14 protein-coding genes are annotated in these 16,729 nt (G+C 63.2%); 8 read left to right on the forward strand and 6 right to left on the reverse strand.

Features of this window, described 5'->3' with window-relative positions; all coding sequences use genetic code 11:
* Positions 1 to 16 precede the first annotated feature (16 nt).
* Together J5286_RS25810 and fhuB are read left to right on the forward strand one after the other, a co-directional pair.
* A complete protein-coding gene (locus J5286_RS25810) occupies positions 17 to 922 on the forward strand; it encodes an iron-siderophore ABC transporter substrate-binding protein (RefSeq protein WP_209192831.1) in 906 nt (301 codons plus the stop codon).
* On the forward strand, positions 919 to 2,886 hold the full coding sequence (gene fhuB / locus J5286_RS25815; RefSeq protein ID WP_209192833.1) for a Fe(3+)-hydroxamate ABC transporter permease FhuB: 1,968 nt from the start codon (positions 919 to 921) through the stop codon (positions 2,884 to 2,886). Before J5286_RS25810 ends, fhuB begins: the two co-directional genes overlap by 4 nt.
* Before the next feature lie 3 nt (positions 2,887 to 2,889).
* On the opposite strand, the gene J5286_RS25820 is transcribed toward fhuB, so the two are convergent.
* The 6 genes from J5286_RS25820 to J5286_RS25845 form a co-directional block, all read right to left on the reverse strand.
* Complete coding sequence (locus tag J5286_RS25820) at positions 2,890 to 3,951, reverse strand: Ldh family oxidoreductase (protein WP_209192834.1); 1,062 nt, start codon at positions 3,949 to 3,951, stop codon at positions 2,890 to 2,892.
* 35 nt (positions 3,952 to 3,986) lie between these two features.
* Positions 3,987 to 4,952 (reverse strand): hydroxyacid dehydrogenase, encoded by a 966-nt coding sequence (locus tag J5286_RS25825; RefSeq protein ID WP_209192836.1) that lies wholly within the window; start codon positions 4,950 to 4,952, stop codon positions 3,987 to 3,989.
* Positions 4,953 to 5,026: 74 nt separating this feature from the next.
* Positions 5,027 to 6,016, reverse strand: coding sequence for a 4-hydroxythreonine-4-phosphate dehydrogenase PdxA (gene pdxA, locus J5286_RS25830; protein WP_209192838.1), 990 nt, complete (start codon positions 6,014 to 6,016; stop codon positions 5,027 to 5,029).
* Positions 6,017 to 6,046: 30 nt separating this feature from the next.
* Positions 6,047 to 7,180 (reverse strand): iron-containing alcohol dehydrogenase, encoded by a 1,134-nt coding sequence (locus J5286_RS25835; RefSeq protein ID WP_209192840.1) that lies wholly within the window; start codon positions 7,178 to 7,180, stop codon positions 6,047 to 6,049.
* A gap of 347 nt (positions 7,181 to 7,527) precedes the next feature.
* Entirely contained in the window at positions 7,528 to 8,712 is a 1,185-nt protein-coding gene (locus J5286_RS25840; protein WP_209192842.1) for a sialidase family protein, read from the reverse strand.
* Positions 8,713 to 8,724: 12 nt separating this feature from the next.
* Entirely contained in the window at positions 8,725 to 9,630 is a 906-nt protein-coding gene (locus J5286_RS25845) for a dihydrodipicolinate synthase family protein (RefSeq protein ID WP_209192845.1), read from the reverse strand.
* 304 nt (positions 9,631 to 9,934) lie between these two features.
* Between J5286_RS25845 and J5286_RS25850 the strand changes: the two genes are divergently transcribed.
* The 6 genes from J5286_RS25850 to J5286_RS25875 all read left to right on the forward strand — a co-directional run bounded on the left by J5286_RS25850 (position 9,935) and on the right by J5286_RS25875 (position 16,718).
* Positions 9,935 to 11,584 carry an ABC transporter substrate-binding protein gene (locus J5286_RS25850; RefSeq protein ID WP_209192847.1) on the forward strand — a complete coding sequence of 550 codons (1,650 nt, stop codon included), beginning with the start codon at positions 9,935 to 9,937 and terminating at the stop codon, positions 11,582 to 11,584.
* A 158-nt stretch (positions 11,585 to 11,742) separates the two neighbouring features.
* Positions 11,743 to 12,699 (forward strand): ABC transporter permease, encoded by a 957-nt coding sequence (locus tag J5286_RS25855; RefSeq protein WP_209192848.1) that lies wholly within the window; start codon positions 11,743 to 11,745, stop codon positions 12,697 to 12,699.
* Between the two features lie 2 nt (positions 12,700 to 12,701).
* Positions 12,702 to 13,661 carry an ABC transporter permease gene (locus tag J5286_RS25860; RefSeq protein ID WP_209192850.1) on the forward strand — a complete coding sequence of 320 codons (960 nt, stop codon included), beginning with the start codon at positions 12,702 to 12,704 and terminating at the stop codon, positions 13,659 to 13,661.
* Entirely contained in the window at positions 13,661 to 14,668 is a 1,008-nt protein-coding gene (locus J5286_RS25865; RefSeq protein ID WP_209192852.1) for an ABC transporter ATP-binding protein, read from the forward strand. The genes J5286_RS25860 and J5286_RS25865 overlap by 1 nt, the downstream gene beginning before the upstream one ends.
* Positions 14,668 to 15,660 carry an ABC transporter ATP-binding protein gene (locus J5286_RS25870; protein WP_018901281.1) on the forward strand — a complete coding sequence of 331 codons (993 nt, stop codon included), beginning with the start codon at positions 14,668 to 14,670 and terminating at the stop codon, positions 15,658 to 15,660. Before J5286_RS25865 ends, J5286_RS25870 begins: the two co-directional genes overlap by 1 nt.
* Positions 15,657 to 16,718: a four-carbon acid sugar kinase family protein gene (locus tag J5286_RS25875; protein ID WP_209192854.1), complete on the forward strand. Its 1,062-nt coding sequence runs from the start codon at positions 15,657 to 15,659 to the stop codon at positions 16,716 to 16,718. Before J5286_RS25870 ends, J5286_RS25875 begins: the two co-directional genes overlap by 4 nt.
* Positions 16,719 to 16,729 lie beyond the last annotated feature (11 nt).

Consider the following 16,729-nt stretch of genomic DNA (forward strand, 5'->3'; position numbering starts at 1 on the left):
CAGATAAAGTGGGCGTATGATTTCAGACAATTCCAACAGGTCAGCTCTGATCGGGCGGCGGCAGGCTCTTGGCCTGCTCGCTGCCCTTGCCGTTGCATGGGATGCGAAGGCGGCGGCAAGGCCAAGCCGCATCGCGGCGATCGACTGGGCGATGCTTGAAACCCTGATGGCGCTCGGCGTGACCCCGATTGCGGCCACCGAGCTCCTGCAGTTCCGCAGCGACGCTGTCGAGCCGCAGATCCCGTCTTCCGTCGTCGATCTCGGCCTGCGCGGCTCGCCCAATTTCGAGCTGCTGCACCTGCTGAAGCCCGAACTCATCCTGATCTCGCCCTTCTACGTCAGGCATCAGCCGGCGCTGGAGGCCATCGCCCCCGTCTACTCGCTGCCTTTCTACGTTCAGGGCGAACCGCCCTATGCCAAGGCGCTGAACGCCGTCTCGCAATTGGGTGATCTGCTCGGTCGGACGGACGCCGCGGCCAAGGTGCTGACCGAGCAGGACGCATTGCTGGCGGGCCTTCGCCAACAGCTCGTTCCGTTCGCGGCACGGCCGACCTACATCATCAATATCGGCGATTCCCGTCACTTTCGCGCCTTCGGCGCCGACAGCATGTTCGGAGACATCCTGCAGCGGCTCGGTCTTCCGAATGCCTGGACGGACCGATCACGCTTCACGTTTGCAGCGCCGGTACCCATGGAAAACCTCGCCGCCAATCCCGAGGCGCGTATCGTCATCGTTTCAGATATCCCCGTCGAGGCGCGAAGCAGTCTGCGCAACAGCATGATCTGGAAGTCGCTCAAGCCGGTCAAAGAAGGGCGTGTCGTCAACATCGGCAACGTCAACCCCTATGGCGGCATCACCGCCGGGCTTCGCTTCGCGCGGCTCTTGAGCGAAGCGCTCGTCAAAGGCGGAGAGACGCTTTGACATCGCGCACAGCCTGGATCTTCTTCGCCGCCACGACAGCACTTGCGGTCCTGCTCTTCTTGCAGCAGGCACTCGCCTTCCTACCGCTCGCCGCCTGGCCATCGCTGCCGCTTGTACCCGACAGCATGACCACCGAGCAGATCATCCTGGCCTACGGGGTCTTTCCAAGAGCCGCCGTCGCCATACTGGCCGGCGCCGCTCTTGGCCTCGCCGGCGCCTTGCTGCAGCGGCTGCTCAGAAACCCGATCGCCGACCCCTCGACATTGGGCGTTTCGGCCGGCGCCCAGCTCGCCATCGTCGCGACGACGCTGTTTTTTCCGGCGATCCTCGATGGATACCGCGCGCTGGTCGCGCTCGCTGGTGCCGCCGGCGCAACGGCGCTGGTTTTCCTTCTCGGCTGGCACCGCAGCTTCGATCCGGTCACCATGGTCGTCTCCGGCCTGCTCGTCGGCATCACCTGCGGTGCATTGTCGGCTGCGATGACGCTCTCGCAGGGTGAATACCTCATGTCGCTGGTGACCTGGGACGGCGGCGCGCTCGGCCAGCAGGACTGGTCCGTCGCCTCGACGCTGGCGCTCGAACTGCTCGCGGGCCTTGCCGCCAGCATCCTGCTGCTGCGGCCGCTGGCACTGTTCGGTCTCGGCGATAGCGGCGCGAAATCGCTCGGCGTCGGGCTCGTCGGCATACGCGTGGCGGTCGCAGTGATCGCGGTGGGGCTGGCGGCCGGTGTCGCGGCGAGCGTCGGCCTGGTCAGCTTCGTCGGACTTGCCGGGCCAGCCCTGATGCGCGGCCTGGGTGTCCGGAAGCCGCATGCCATCATCCTCGCATCGCCCATCGCGGGCGGCCTGTTGCTCTGGCTGTGCGACGGTCTGGTGCAGTTCCTCGGCTCCACCACCAGCGAGACGTTTCCGACCGGCGCGATGACGGCCCTGATCGGCGGCCCGCTACTGCTCTGGTTGCTGCCGAAGGTCAAACCGGTGGAACTGCACGAGGAGCGCGCACATGTGACCGAGGCGAGGGCACCGCGCACATGGCTGATCCTGCTTCTCGCTCTCCTGCCGGCGGTCGCTCTCTTGGTGCTTTTCCTGGCGCGGACGCCCGCAGGGTTCACGCTGCTCTCGGCGCAGGACTTCACCGATTTACTGCCCATGCGCTGGCCACGGCTGCTGGCCTCGGCCGCTGCGGGCAGCCTGCTGGCAATCGCGGGTACAATCTTGCAGCGGCTGACTGGCAATCCGATGGCAAGCCCGGAGGTCCTGGGTGTCAGCGGCGGCGCCGGTGTTGGCTTTGCAGCCGCGATCACCATCGTGCCGGCTGCCGGCGTCGCCGAGCTTTTCGCCGGCGCCGGTATCGGTTCCATGATCGTGATGATCATCGTCGTCGCCTTTGCCAGCCGCCGCCAGCTGTCGCCCGAATGGCTGCTGCTCGCTGGCATCGCCGTCAGTTCGCTGACGTCAGCTATTCTGTCGGCGCTGCTTGCGATCGGCGATCAGCGCTCATGGCAGATCCTGTCCTGGCTCGGCGGCTCGTCCAACACGGCTACGCCGGCGTCGTCGATCGTGCTCGCTGTTCTGGCGGTCGTCTGCACGGGCATCGTACTCTTCTTTACACGCTGGCTGACGATCCTGCCGCTTGGCAGCGCGGTGCCGGTTGCGCTCGGCGTCCCGGTGCGCTCCGCGCGTACCGCGATGATCTGCGTCGCCGGGCTTGCGACTGGCGCGGCGTCGCTGCTGGTCGGCCCTTTGAGTTTCGTCGGGCTGATGGGACCGCATATCGCTCATCGCGCTGGTTTCATAAAGCCGGCGCATCAGCTTCTGGCGTCGTCGGCGATCGGTGCACTGCTGATGATCATCGCCGACCTCGGTGCTCGCACCGCGACTTTCCCATACGAGTTGCCGCTGGGTCTGTTCGCGGCGCTCGCCGGCGCGCCTTATCTCGTCTGGCTCATCGCCCGCAGACGGTGAACGTCAAGACAACACAGCCGGCATCGCGACGCCCAGCCGCTCGGCATGGCCACGCAGGGAGTCGATAATCCCGGGAAACAGGCGCACGCCATCGGCAAGCGCACTGCGCTTGCGTGCCAGTCCGTTTTCACCGGGCAGGCGGACGCGCTCGACGCCGGGGCGTGGCGGATTGTCGTGGCAGGCATCGACGAGCCAGCCTGTCTGGCGCAGGAAGGCTTCGCGACCACCGAACGCGGCGGGATCGAACACTTGCACCGTGACGGCAGCATTCGTGCCCTTCGGTGCATCGGCGCGGCCATAGCCTGAAAGCGCCTGCGTAAAGGCTTCGACGTGCAGCGCCATGCCGTATCCCTTCTGGCCGTGGTCCAGCCCACCTGTCGGGAGCAGTGTGCCGCCGCTTTCGATGACTTTGGGGTCGCGACTGGGGTTTCCGTCTGCGTCCATCAGCCATTCGTGCTCGTATTGACGTCCTTCTCGGATCAGGCGCTGCGCCATGTTGACCGTGGTGATCGAGGCGCTGATGTCGATGAGGATCGGATCGCCCGATGTGGGGATGCCATGTGCAACAGGATTCGGTGTATAGACGCCATTGCGGCCGCCGAATGGGGCGACCTGCGCGCCCGACGGGCTCGAGCTTGCGATACTCACCATGTAGCCCCGGTCAGTCGCGATCGACAGATAGGCGGCAAGGCAGCCGATGTGGTGGCTGTTCGCGATGGTGATTATCGCCGTGCCGTAGGTCTCGGCTCTGTCGCAGGCGAGCTTGACTGCCTCCGACGTCAGCCATGCGCCGGGCAGGCGCTTTCCGGACCAGGCAACCGCAGGTCCACGATCCGATATAACCTCGGGGCTGCCCTCGCGCGTCATCACACCGTCGGCGATGCTCTGCAGATACCAGCCGGCGAGCGCCAGGCCATGGGTCGTGTGCCCCATCAAATCCGCCTCGACGAGATAGCGGGCCACGGCCTCGGCTTTGTCCTCCTCAAGTCCGGCGGCCGCGTACAGGTCCTTGGCAAAGCTGCGCAGCGCGTCCGGCGCGTAGCGGATATCGTTGGTGTCGCTCACCAGTCTCTCCGTCGGTTGTTGAAGCTGCGATGTGCTCAGCGTGCGAGAAAGCGCGGCTCGAGCGTCTTACCATCCAGCGCATCCAGAACATTCCTTGCCGCCATCACCGACACCGCCCGCTTGGCATCGACAGTCACGCCCGCCACATGCGGCGACACAAGCGTGTTGGGTAGCTGGAACAGCGGATTGTCGGCGCCGGGCGGTTCTTGTTCGAAGCTATCGAGGCCAGCGCCGGCGAGGTGACCCTCCTGCAGCGCGCGAATAAGCGCGGCTTCATCGACGACCTCGCCACGTGCGGTGTTGATCAGCAGCGAACCACGTTTCATCAGCCCGATCCGCCGGGAATCGATGAGCTTGTTCGTCTCAGGCGTCAGCGGACAGTGCAGGCTGACGATATCCGACGAGGCAAGCAGCGTATCCAGATCTGTCTCGCGGCGGATACCTGCGGTAAAGGCGCTGTCCGGTGTATGCGGATCAAAGGCAATAGCCTCCATGCCGATCGCGCCGGCCATTTTCGCGAGCGTCTGGCCGATGAAGCCGAAGCCGACGATGCCGAGCGTCTGGCCGCGCAGCTCGCGGCCCTGGTACTGGTTCTTGTCCCACACGCCGTCACGGATCAGCGCGTCCTGTCGCGGCAGATCCTTGGAGAGCGCCATGATCATCGCGAGCGCGTGTTCGGCGACCGAATGGCCATTGCTGCCTGTGGTCATCGATACCGGAATGCCGAGCTCGATAGCGGCCGCGACGTCGATGTCGTTGGTCCCGACGCCATGCTTGGCGATATGCTTGAGCCGCCCGCCAGCCTTCATCTCCTCGGGGCCGAGCTTGTCGGCGAGCAGGCGGATGATCACAGCCTCCGGCCTGTGGGCCTTCATGATGTCGATCACGGCCTGTCGGTCGATATAGGGCTTCGTCGTCACGACCGTGGCGCCGGCTTCAACGAGCAAAGAAAATCCTTCCGGCGCCAGCTGGCCGCCGAGCACGATAACCGTCTTGTCCATTACGCATCTCCTCCCGAGAGAATGGCAGGCCGCGGCGCGCGATGGCGCCAGGGCGTTTCAGATCTCCGTTAGGATCAGGCTGCCTGACGACGCGGCGAGCGGGCCATCAGTCGGGCATAGGCGATCGCCGATAGCATGTTGACGTGATTGGCCTTGCCGGTGCCGGCGATGTCGAAGGCAGTGCCGTGATCGACGGAGACGCGATCGATCGGCAGGCCGAGCGAGACGTTGACGGCCGTCTCGAACGCCACGAGCTTGATCGGGATATGCCCCTGGTCGTGATATTGTGCGATCACCAGATCGAAGGCGCCGTTGTAAGCGCGGGCGAAGACGGTATCGGCCGAAATCGGCCCGACGACATCGATGCCCTTGGCCTGCGCCAGTTCAACGGCGGGCGCCAGGAATTCGGTGTCCTCGGTGCCGAAGAGGCCGTTTTCGCCGCAATGCGGGTTGAGACCGGCAACGGCGATGCGCGCCTTCTTTCCAAGCCGCAGGAAATGCTTGTGCCCGGCCTCGATGGTCGCCAGCACGCGCTCCGTGCGCGCCCGCTCGATCGCGCCCTTTAGCGAGATATGCGTGGAGACGTGGATGGTGTTGAGACGCTCGGAGGCGAGCAGCATGAACGAGCTCTTCGAGCCGGTGAGGTGCGCCAGAAGCCCCGTATGACCGTCGAAGTGATGGCCGGCGAGGTTCATCGCCTCCTTGTTGATCGGGGCGGTCACGATGACATCGGCCTCGCCGGACATCGCCAGATCGACGGCGCGGGTGATATAGCGAACCGAAGCGTCGCCGGCGACCGGGCTGACCTTGCCGATCTCGGGAAGGGCCGCACCCAGGTCCACTTCATCGACGGCGATCTTGTTCTCGCCGGCGGAACCGGCAGGCGCGAAGTGCAGGCCCGTCTCGGCCGAGCGGTTGGCGCGCTCAAGCGCCTCGGTGTTGCCGACGATCACAAAATCGCGGCGCTCGATTTCCGGCAACGTTGCCAGCGCCTTGACGATCACCTCGGGGCCGACACCAGCGGGATCACCCAGCGTCACCGCGACTTTTGCATTTCTGTCCATCAGTCACATTCCTTATTGGATCAAACGCACCTAGTAGGCGGCTTCGTATATCGAACGTATGTCGGCGCGCGCGAGATCGCGCGGGTTGTTGTCGAGAAGGCGACGAATGGCGAAGGCATCGTCGGCCATGGCGTCGAGATCGCTATCCGGCACACCGAGCGCCGAGAGCTTCATCTCGATGCCGAGATCGGCGCAGAAGCTATAGGCCGCATCGAAGACCGACTGTACGTCGCCCGACGTCTTGCGGCCAAGCGCGTCCATCACCGCGCGTGTCTTTTCAGGCACCGACGGCGTGTTGAAAGCCAGCACATGCGGGAAGATCAGTGCGTTCGCCGCACCATGGGCGATATGCCAGCGCGTGCCGAGCGGATAGGCCAGCGCATGGCCACCAGCCGTGTTGACCGGCCCGAGACAGAAGCCGCCGTAAAGCGAGGCGAGCGCGAGCCCGGCGCGGGCTTCCGCATCGGCGCCATCCTTGACGGCGCGGGCGAGATATTTGCCGACTAGCCGCGTTCCCTCGATCGCGTAGAGGTCGATCATCGGATGCGCCTTGCGGTTGGTGAAGGCCTCGACGCAATGGGCCATGGCATCGACACCGGTAGCCGCGGTCGTCCGGGCCGGAACCGTGAAGGTCAGCGCCGGATCGATGACGGCGATATCGGCCAGCATGTGAATGCTCTCGACCGCAAGCTTTGCCATCGTCTCGGGATCGGTGACCAGCGCGCGAATGCCCGCCTCGCTCCCGGTTCCAGCCGTGGTCGGCACCTGCGCCAGCGCGACGCGGCGGGGCCCGTGAACCTTGTTCGGGCCGACGACGTCGCGCAGCGTCTGCGACGAGCCGGCAAGAACAGCCGCCAACTTCGCAAGATCCATGGCGCTACCGCCGCCGAAACCGACGACCAGCTGCGCATCCGCAGCATTGGCGGCCGCAAGCACCTTGTCGAGATTGGCGGTGTCGGGCTCCGGCGTCACATCCGCGAAGACCGTGACTTCACCCTTTAGGCCGAGCGTATCGACGCGCGTGGCATTGAATGCGTCGGAAATGACCAGGATGCGGGCGTAGCCCTTGTCACTTGCCCATTTCCCCAGGCGCTCCGCCGTCCCCACGCCGAACTCGATGATTTCGGGCCTGATGATTGTGATAGGCGAATCCAAGCTGACCACCGGATTACTCCTCCCCCTGCGGTATCGCGGCATCTTTCGGCGCCGCCAAGATGTAAATTTGTTATACCAGCTCCGTCGGCTTGGCAAGCTTGGACATCAAGTTTGGCTGGAAAAATGCGATGTGGTGCGGATAATCGACCACTGCGCCGGCTTTTATGGTGATCTATGTAATTGATATTACTTATTTAATTGGAGCGCGTCGAAGTCTGTCGCCTGTGGCCGCGCTTCAAGCGATGCGCTCAAGCATAGGCAACGAATTTGTAAATTAAGAGCAATAAACTATCAATTCGGCGCGCCAAACGAATCCGTTGGCACGCCGAGTTGACAAGCGAAGCGCAATTCCGGCGTCAGCCGAGCGCATCCGGAGACAGCCGCACATATTTGAGTGCGCGCCGGTAGTAGGTGTAGGCGATATGCACCGTGCCATCGGTCCCTTGGGTGATCGACGGGTAGGAAAACTCCCGGTTGACGGCGTCCTTCGAGTTGTTGCTCAGGCAGTAGCCATCGCCGGTATCGAGGTCGATGCGGCGCGGAAAGCTGCGGCCGCCATCCGTAGAGAAGGCGAGGCTGAGCGGTGCGCGCGGCACGCCCCAGATCGCCTTGCGTCTCCGGCTCGGCTCGCTGGTGACGGGTGCCGCTGGCTCGTCCCCTTCGATTTCGTCGTAGAGAGACAGGCGCCGCGCATCGGACATCGAGGCGTTGCAGTGGTTGTAAACCATTGCGATTGTGCCATTTCCCAGCTTTACAGCCTGGATGGACGAATTGTTGTTCGGCAGATCGATCGGCTCCGGCGCGCTCCAGCTCTCGCCGTCGCGCGAGCGGCTGGACAGCACGAATTCGGCCAAACGGTTGCGATAGAAGGCGACGAATTCGCCATCTGGCAGGGGCACGATGTTCATGTGTACCGCGCCGATGCTGTCGGGCACCTCGGTCATCGCCCAGTTTTTGCCGGCGTCGCGCGAGATCAGCACGCCCGCGGTATCGGCGTCACCGGTCCAGCGTTCGCCAGGCAGTCCGATGCAGCGAAAAACCGGCAGTAGCCAAGTGCCGGCGCCGTTCACGACGATCGGTTGGCGCACGAATGTGCCGGGAATATCGCACAGCACGCGGACCTCGCCAAAGGTGCGGCCGCCATCCGTGGAGATCCGACATTTGACAACCGAGCCATCCTGGTTGCCGGATGTCTGCGACGTGTAAAGCAGCCAGACATCTCCGCCAGGCGCGTTGAAAATCAACGGATTTTGCTCGGATTTCGCGGGGTCGTCCGACATTTTTTCCGGCTGCGACCATTGCGTTGCACCCGGCGCCAGACGCGACATGTAAATCGAGATGTCGCCCATGCCTTCCATCGTGCCTCCAAACCAGACGCAGGTCAGCGTGCCATCCGGCAGGAAGGCCAGGTTGGCGGCGTGGTTCTGGATGCAGGGGGAGGGGAGATAGGCGTCGAAACGCCCGTCCGTGGTGGGATTGGCGATGATTTCGCCGGTCATCAGATCAGGAACGGCGTCTGGTTGCAAACCCGTGAAGGCCATGGTCGTCCTCCTTTAGGGCAGTGTCTTGTAGGCTTCGGCAAGCGCGGCGTAATCGGCGTCGCTGATCGGCATCAGCGGTGCGCGGGTGCGCTTCCAGGCCGAGTTTCCGGTCTTCAGGCCGACCATAGCCTTGATCGTCGGGATCTGCACATAGGAGTTGGAAAGCGTGCGGTAAGCGTTGATGCGCGCTTGTGCGGTCTCGACCGCCTCAGCGCCGCTTTCATCGTGAACCTTGTCATAAACGGTGCGCAGCGAATCCGCGACCAGATTGGACGTTGCGGTAATGCAGCCGGCACCACCGGCCTTCAGCAGCGGCAGCAGCAGCGGATCGGCGCCGGCGAGTACGGAGAAGCCGGGATAGGCGGCGATGATTGCCTGCATATTGTTGAAATCGCCCGCGGATTCCTTGATGCCGACAACCGTGTCTGGGAAGGCTTCGATCAAGCGGCCAATCAGCGGAACCGACAGCGGAACGCCGGAAACCTGCGGAATATGATAGAGGGTGACCTGCAGCTTGCTGTCGGCGATCTTCTCCAGAATCTGCGAATAGGCGGCAAACAGGCCGTCGTCGGAAACGCCCTTATAATAGAAGGGCGGCAGCATCACGACCTTGGTGACGCCGAGCGACAGGGCATGCTTGGTGAGATCGACCGTCTCCTGGATGGCGACGACGCCGGTGCCCGGCAGCAGCTTGTCGGCAGGGATGCCGGCTTTCAGCGCTGCCTCAAGGATCGCCTTGCGTTCGCTCGACGAAAACGAGTTTGCCTCGCCCGTGGTGCCGAGCAGCGCCACGCCGTGGCATCCCTCCGACAGCAGTCGCTGGCAATGTTCGGTGAAGAGGCCGAGATCCGGGCTTCCATCGGCATTGAGTGGGGTTGCGGCGGCGCTATAGACACCGGTGATCTTGTGCTTGTTCATGTCGTCCTCCTCGGATGAACGCCGCATATGGCGGCAAAAGGCGGGAAACCCGGCCTGCAAGATGCGGTTTTCTTCATCCTCGTCCGGCATGTTGTCAATATGACAATAAGCATTTCAATCGATCGTATTTTTCAAGCTATTGAAATCATGTAGGAAAATTTTTGTCGATTTTGTCGAAGTGTGGATGAATTAATTTTTGTTGACATATTTACATTATCGAGCGAGTGTCTGCGCCATGTCATGACGCACTTTCGGGATGGAGCGAAAGAGCCAAGCGTCATCGGTTTTGTCATGGGAGGATGGAATGACTGATCGGACGAATGAGAATAAGGGCCAGAATAACGGAATGTCGCGTCGCGAGGCGCTGAAGCTCGGCCTCGCCGCAGGCGTTGGCCTAACGGTTTTCGGCCTGAATGCACGCATCGTGCTCGCCGATGACGGCCAGGTGCTGAAGGTCGCCAACCCGGCGTTCAACCAGGATTGGTCGCCGCTGCGCGGCGGTGGCGTTCCGTTCCGCTGGAACTCGATCTGGTGGGCTTCGCCGATGTATTTCGACAGCGAAGGCAAGATCAAGCCTTACGTCTTCACCAGCTGGGAATCGCCTGACAACAAGGTCTGGACCTTCAAGATCGACCCGAAGGCAACCTTCTCCGACGGCAGCAAGATCACTTCGGCAGACGTCAAGGGCTCCTGGGAAGTCGCTTCGATGCCCAACACGAAGAGCCAGCGCGCCGACCAGGTGCTGAGCAAGGTTCAGGGTTACAAGGAAATCGGCGCGGGTTCCGGCAACGAGCTGACGGGCGTTGCAACGCCTGACGAGGGCACCGTCGTCGTCACGCTGACGGAAGCCGACCCGATCTTCTTCATGCGTCTTGCCAACCACATCGCGCCGATCACCAAGGCCGCGCAGTCTCGCGGCAGCGACGGCGAGGAAGTGGCCGACTGGTACAAGCCTGACAGCAGCGCCGTCTATTCCGGCCCGTTCAAGCTCACCAGCATCGATATCGACGCCGGCAAGCTGGTGTTCGAGCCGAACGAGAACTTCTTCGGCCCGAAGCCGAAGCTGGCGCGCATCGAGATTACCTCGATCGAAGACAACGTCACCGCGACGTCGCTCATCAAGTCGGGCGAATTCAACGCCCATACCGAGCTCGTCACCTCGACGATCATCCAGGATCTCGGTCCGGAATTCTCTGCCGGCCCGCTGATCCCGACCAGCCAGCACTTCTGGTTCAACGTCACCCGCGCACCGATGGACGATCCGAAGGTCCGCCAAGCGCTGATCATGGCGATCGATCGCGACGGTCTCTTCAAGGCCTCTTATCCTGATGGTCCGCACAAGAAGGCCGACCAGATCCTGAACTCGGTTCCCGGCGCCGACAATTCCGGCTTCGAGCCCTTCCCCTATGATCCGGCAGCCGCCAAGAAGCTGCTCGCCGAATCGAGCTATGGTGGCCCTGAACGTCTGCCGAAGATCCTCTTCGTCGGCATCTCCGCCCCGGCCATCCAGGCAGCGGCGCAGTACATTGCCGAGCAGTGGCGCCAGAATCTCGGCATCACCGCCGTCGACATGAAGCCGCAGCAGGACTCCTATGCCGGTCCGGACCAGAACGCGGTGCAGATCTTCCGCGACGACGTCGGCACCCGTGTTCCTGACGCCGTCTCCTATCTCGCCGGCTGCATCGCCTCGACTTCGTCCAACGCCCAGAACAAGCTTGGCGGATACAAGAACGAGAAGGTCGATGCCGCACTCGCGGAAGCCGCGACCAAGGCGGCCGACGATCCCGATCGCGTCAAGCTCGCCCAGGATGCCCAGAAGGCATTCCGCGAGGATTGGGCCTTCATTCCGTGGTACTCTCAGGCGATGTCGCGCTGGGCCACCAAGGAGGTCAAGGGCATGGAGAAGAACCTCGACTGGCAGGTCGTGGCGCCCTGGGACATTTCGATCGGCTGAGCCGGTCCGGAACCTACGAACAGATAGCCCGCCCGTAATCGGATTTTGGGCAACTTAGCAACCGCGCGAAGACCGCAAGGCCTTCGCGCAAGTTTCAAGAAGACATCGCATGTCCGCGTGAGCGCGGAAACGTGTCTACCAACCGGTGGGAGGTGACCTTGTTACGCTACGTGCTAACCCGGTTTGCCATCTGGATTCCGTCAGTCCTTATCGTCATGCTGGCCGTCTATGCGCTGGCTTTCTATGGCGCTGGCGATCCGATCAAGCTGATTTTTCTGCGCGCGCCCGGCGACGTCGCCTATAACCCGCAGCGCATCGAAGCCATCCGCGAAAGTGCCGGCCTGAACAGGCCCTTCATCGAGCAGTTCGGCCTTTACATCTGGAACCTCCTGCACGGACAGTTCGGCAATTCGCTGACATCGGGCCGGTCGGTCTGGGCCATGGTCTCGGCGGCAGCTCCGGTTTCGTTCAAGCTTGCGCTCTGTTCCATCATCCTCACGACGGTCATTGCCATTCCGCTCGGCATGATTGCCGCGATGAACCAGAACAGCCGCCTCGATTACACGATCCTCGGCTCGGCGCTCTTCCTCTGGGCGATCCCGGCCTATGTCGCCGGCCCGCTACTGATGGTCGGCCTAATCGTGCTGATGCCGATGATCAAGGTGCCCTACGGCTGGGGCGGCGTCTTCGACGTGCGCATCCTCTTGCCGATGATTGTTCTCTCCTTCCAGCCGATCGCGCTCATCGTGCGCCAGACGCGCGCCGCCGTCATCGAGGTGCTGTCCGAGGATTTCGTCCGCACCGCCCGCGCCAAGGGCGTGCCTGAAATGGTCGTGGCGCTGCGCCATATCCTGCGCCCGGTGCTGACGCCTGTTGTCACCCAGCTCGGCCTGATCATGATCACCATCGTCAACGGCGCGATCTTCGTCGAACTCGTCTTCGGTCTGCCCGGCCTCGGCCGCCTGACCGTGCAGGCGCTCACCAATTCCGACTATCCCGTCATTCTGGCGATCACGCTGATCGGATCCTTCCTGGTGATGATGTCGAACCTTCTGGTCGACGTTCTCTACCCGCTGCTTGATCCGCGTGCCAACGATGCAAGAAGGAGCCGCTGACCATGTCCGCCATCCTTCTCTCTCCCGTCGCCCAACAAGAAGAGGCACCCGTCAGCCTGTGGCGTGACGCGTGGTATCGCCTAAAGCGCAACAAGCTTGCCGTCTTCGGTCTCGCTGTCGTGCTCATTCTGGCCTTCGCCGCGATTTTCGGCCCCTATCTGACGCCCTATGACTATCTGAGCCAGGACCTGCAGGCCCGAAACGCCGTTCCGTCGCTGGCCCATCTCTTCGGAACCGACGATCTCGGCCGCGATGTCTTCAGCCGCGTTGTCTACGGCACTCGCACGGCCTTCCTGGTCGCGGTCATCGTCACCGTCATCGCGGTCTTCATCGGCACGCTGCTCGGCGCTATCGCCGGCTTCTTCGGCAATCCGTTCGATCGCGTCATCATGTGGCTGACCGACATGACCATGTCGGTGCCCAACCTGCTTCTCGTCGTCGTCATCAACGCGTCGCTGAAGTCGCCGATCACCAAGTGGATGGAAGCGCAGTATCTGGCGACCCTCAATCCCTTCTATCGCCAGACGATCTGGGTCGATTTCATGCTGGTCTTCGGCTCGATGGCGTTGATCTCATGGCCGCCCTATGCGCGCCTCGTTCGTGCCCAGGTCCTGTCGATCCGCAGCCGTCCCTATATCACCGCCGCCCAGGCGCTTGGTCTGTCGAATTGGATCATCATGAAGCGTTACGTCATTCCGAACGCGCTTGGCCCGTTGATCGTCTCGGTCAGCGCCGGTCTCGGCACGGCCATGGTGCTGGAAAGCGCCTTCAGCTTCCTCGGCGTCGGCGTCAATCCGCCCACGCCCAGCTGGGGCAACATGATCTCCGACGGCCTGCGTGTCTGGCAGCACTATCCGCACCTGCTGGCTGCCCCGGCCGCCGTCCTCGGCCTTGCCTCGGTCGCCTTCAGCTTCCTCGGCGATGGCCTCAACGACGCCCTCAATCCGCGGGGTTCCAAATAATGAGCACGACGCGATCCAATGAGAAACTGCTCGATGTCCGCGGCCTGACGGTCGAGATCGACGGCAGGAACGGCCCGGCGGTCGTGGTCGATGGTATCGACCTCTACGTCAACAAGGGTGAGACGCTCGGCGTCGTCGGCGAATCCGGCTGCGGCAAGAGCCTCACAATGCTTAGCCTGATGCGGCTTTTGCCAAACAAGATCAAGGTCACCAAGGGCTCGGCGAGCTTTGACGGCCACGACCTGCAGAAGATGTCGAACAAGGAACTGCGCAAGGTGCGCGGCGGCGATATCGGCTTCGTCTTCCAGGACCCGATGACCTCGCTCAACCCGGTCATGCGCATCGGGGACCAGATCTGCGAGCCGCTGATCTACCACCGCGGCATGAAGAAGGCCGAGGCGCGCACGCGCGCCGTCGAACTTCTGCGCCTTGTCGGCATCCCCGGCCCGGAAGAGCGGCTGCAAGCCTACCCGCACGAGCTCTCCGGTGGCATGCGCCAGCGTGTCATGATCGCGATCGGCCTTGCCTGCAATCCGAAGCTCCTGATCGCCGACGAGCCGACAACGGCACTCGACGTCACCATCCAGGCGCAGATCGTCGATCTGGTGAAGGACCTGCGCGCCAAGCTCGGCATGTCCGTCGTCTGGATCACCCACGACCTGGCGCTGATCGCCGGTCTCGTTGACCGCGTCGCCGTGCTCTATGCCGGCACCGTGGTCGAGGATGCGCCGGTTGACGAACTCTACGCTCGCCCGAGCCACCCCTATACGCGCGGCCTGCTCGCCTCGATCCCGAAGCTGTCGGATGCGCCCGCAAGCCGTCTGAGCTCGATCGGCGGCACGCCGCCGGAGCCTGGCCGTCGCCCCAAGGGTTGCCCCTTTGCCCCACGCTGTCCGCTGGCGGAAGCCGTCTGCCACGAGCGCGTGCCGAAACTCGAGCCGATCTCAGGCGCCGGAAACCACCGCACCGCCTGCTTCGTCGTCCAGAAAATGCAGGAGGCCGCGTGATGGGTGCCCAACCGCTGCTCAAGGTCGAAAACCTCGTCAAGCATTTCCACGTCAAGCTCGGTGCCTTTGGCGAGCGTTCGGCGACAGTATATGCGCTCGACAACGTCAATCTCGACATCATGGAAGGCGAGACGCTCTCGCTCGTCGGCGAATCCGGCTGCGGCAAGTCGACGACAGGCTTCACCATCCTCAACCTCTACAAGGCGACCTCGGGCAAGGTAGTCTACAAGGGCCAGGATCTGGCGACGCTGGATGAAAAGCAGATGCGGCCCTTCCGCCGCGACCTGCAGATCGTCTTCCAGGACCCGTATTCGACGCTCAACCCGCGTATGACGATCGGCGAGGCCGTTGGCGAGCCGATCCTCTTCCACAAGCTCTGCACCAAGGCCGAGCTGAAGGACCGCGTCGCAGCACTGCTCACCGACGTCGGCTTGCCGACCCGCTTCGCGCAGCGCTATCCGCACGAGCTTTCCGGCGGCCAGCGCCAGCGCGTCGTCATTGCCCGCGCGCTTGCCTGTCAGCCGAAGTTTATCGTCTGCGACGAGGCGATCTCGGCGCTCGACGTCTCGATCCAGGCGCAGATCATCAACCTGCTGCTTGACCTGCAGGAAAAGTATGGTCTGACCTACCTGTTCATCGCCCACGACCTTGCCGTCGTGCGCCATATCAGCACCCGCGTCGGCGTCATGTATCTCGGCCGCCTGGCGGAACTCGCGACCCGCGAGGAACTGTTCGAAAACCCGCTGCACCCCTATACCAAGGCGTTGCTGTCGGCCGTCCCGGAAACCGATCCGGAACTCGAGCGCACCCGCACCCGCCAGATCCTGCAGGGCGACGTGCCGAGCCCGCTCAACCCGCCGAGCGGCTGTCGCTTCCATTCGCGATGCCCGATCGCCATGGATGTATGCAGCAAGGTCGTGCCGGAGTGGAAGGAAGCAAAGCCCGGCCATCTCGTCGCCTGCCACGCGGTGAACACGGGACAGGCTGCATGACGTTGAAGGTCGCGATCATCGCTGACGATCTGACCGGCGCGCTCGACACGGGGACCCCGTTCGTCGATGCCGGTCTTTCCGTTGCCGTGGCGATCGAGATAGAAGCCATCGACGATGCTCTGGCGACCGGTTGCGAGGTGGCAGTTGTTAACACCGCCTCGCGCGCCCTCCCGGAGGGGGAAGCGGCGAGAAGGGCAGGCCTCGCGGCCAGCGCTCTTCTTGCCGCACACCCCGATATCGTCCTGAAGAAGATCGATTCCCGGCTGAAGGGCAATGTGGCGGCTGAAAGTGCCGCCATCGCGGCCATCTTCGGCCATCGCGAAATCACCATCGCCCCGGCCATTCTTGACCAGGAACGCTTCACTCGCGGCGGCCATGTGGTCGGGCGCGGCGTTGAAACGCCGTTGCCGGTGGCCGCCCTTTTCGAGGGTCGTGAAGATAGGGTTGTTGTCGTCGATGCCGGCAGCGATGCGGACTTAGACCGGCTCGTCTCTGAGCATGATTGGCAGACGGCGCTCGCGGTCGGTGCGCGTGGGCTCGGCAGCGCTATTGCCCGTCGCCTTCGCCGGGGACGCGATGCGACGACTGTATTCGAACCCGCGCGCAACACGCTCTTTGCATTCGGCTCCCGCGACCCGATTACCGCCGCGCAGATGGCCCAGCTCGAGGCATCGGGCGCTTTGCGTGCGTCGATTGCTGCGCCGATGGGCGCGCTAAATGAGACAGAAACACTGGGCTTGCCGGCGCTGCTGTGCTGCACCGGGGAAATGTCGGAGGACGCGGTCGCCGTCGCGGATCGTTTCGCTGAGGGCGTAAAATCGGCGATCAAGCAGACGCGGCCAGATATGCTGATGGTCGGCGGTGGTGATACGGCGCTGGCGGTGTTTCGCGCGCTTGGCGTTCGCACACTTTTGCCCAAGGGGGAAATAGAGGCGGGGATTCCCTGGTTCGACGTAACCGATGTAGATGGCCGCCATTTCCGTTGTGCGGTAAAATCCGGGGGCTTTGGGAATTCCGATAGTTTGCTAAGACTGATTCCTCAGAATCAGGCGGCGTGAGATAATGCCGG

It is taken from the genome of Rhizobium sp. 16-488-2b (assembly GCF_017741815.1).
Taxonomy (GTDB): Bacteria; Pseudomonadota; Alphaproteobacteria; order Rhizobiales; family Rhizobiaceae; genus Rhizobium.

Excerpts from the sequence above, each read along its gene's own strand:
- J5286_RS25810 (WP_209192831.1), top strand. The coding sequence starts at position 17 with ATGATTTCAGACAATTCCAACAGGTCAGCTCTGATCGGGCGGCGGCAG.
- J5286_RS25875 (WP_209192854.1), top strand. The coding sequence starts at position 15,657 with ATGACGTTGAAGGTCGCGATCATCGCTGACGATCTGACCGGCGCGCTC.
- J5286_RS25825 (WP_209192836.1), bottom strand. The coding sequence starts at position 4,952 with ATGGACAAGACGGTTATCGTGCTCGGCGGCCAGCTGGCGCCGGAAGGA.
- pdxA (WP_209192838.1), bottom strand. The coding sequence starts at position 6,016 with ATGGACAGAAATGCAAAAGTCGCGGTGACGCTGGGTGATCCCGCTGGT.
- J5286_RS25845 (WP_209192845.1), bottom strand. The coding sequence starts at position 9,630 with ATGAACAAGCACAAGATCACCGGTGTCTATAGCGCCGCCGCAACCCCA.
- J5286_RS25865 (WP_209192852.1), top strand. The coding sequence starts at position 13,661 with ATGAGCACGACGCGATCCAATGAGAAACTGCTCGATGTCCGCGGCCTG.
- J5286_RS25860 (WP_209192850.1), top strand. The coding sequence starts at position 12,702 with ATGTCCGCCATCCTTCTCTCTCCCGTCGCCCAACAAGAAGAGGCACCC.
- J5286_RS25840 (WP_209192842.1), bottom strand. The coding sequence starts at position 8,712 with ATGGCCTTCACGGGTTTGCAACCAGACGCCGTTCCTGATCTGATGACC.
- J5286_RS25870 (WP_018901281.1), top strand. The coding sequence starts at position 14,668 with ATGGGTGCCCAACCGCTGCTCAAGGTCGAAAACCTCGTCAAGCATTTC.
- J5286_RS25850 (WP_209192847.1), top strand. The coding sequence starts at position 9,935 with ATGACTGATCGGACGAATGAGAATAAGGGCCAGAATAACGGAATGTCG.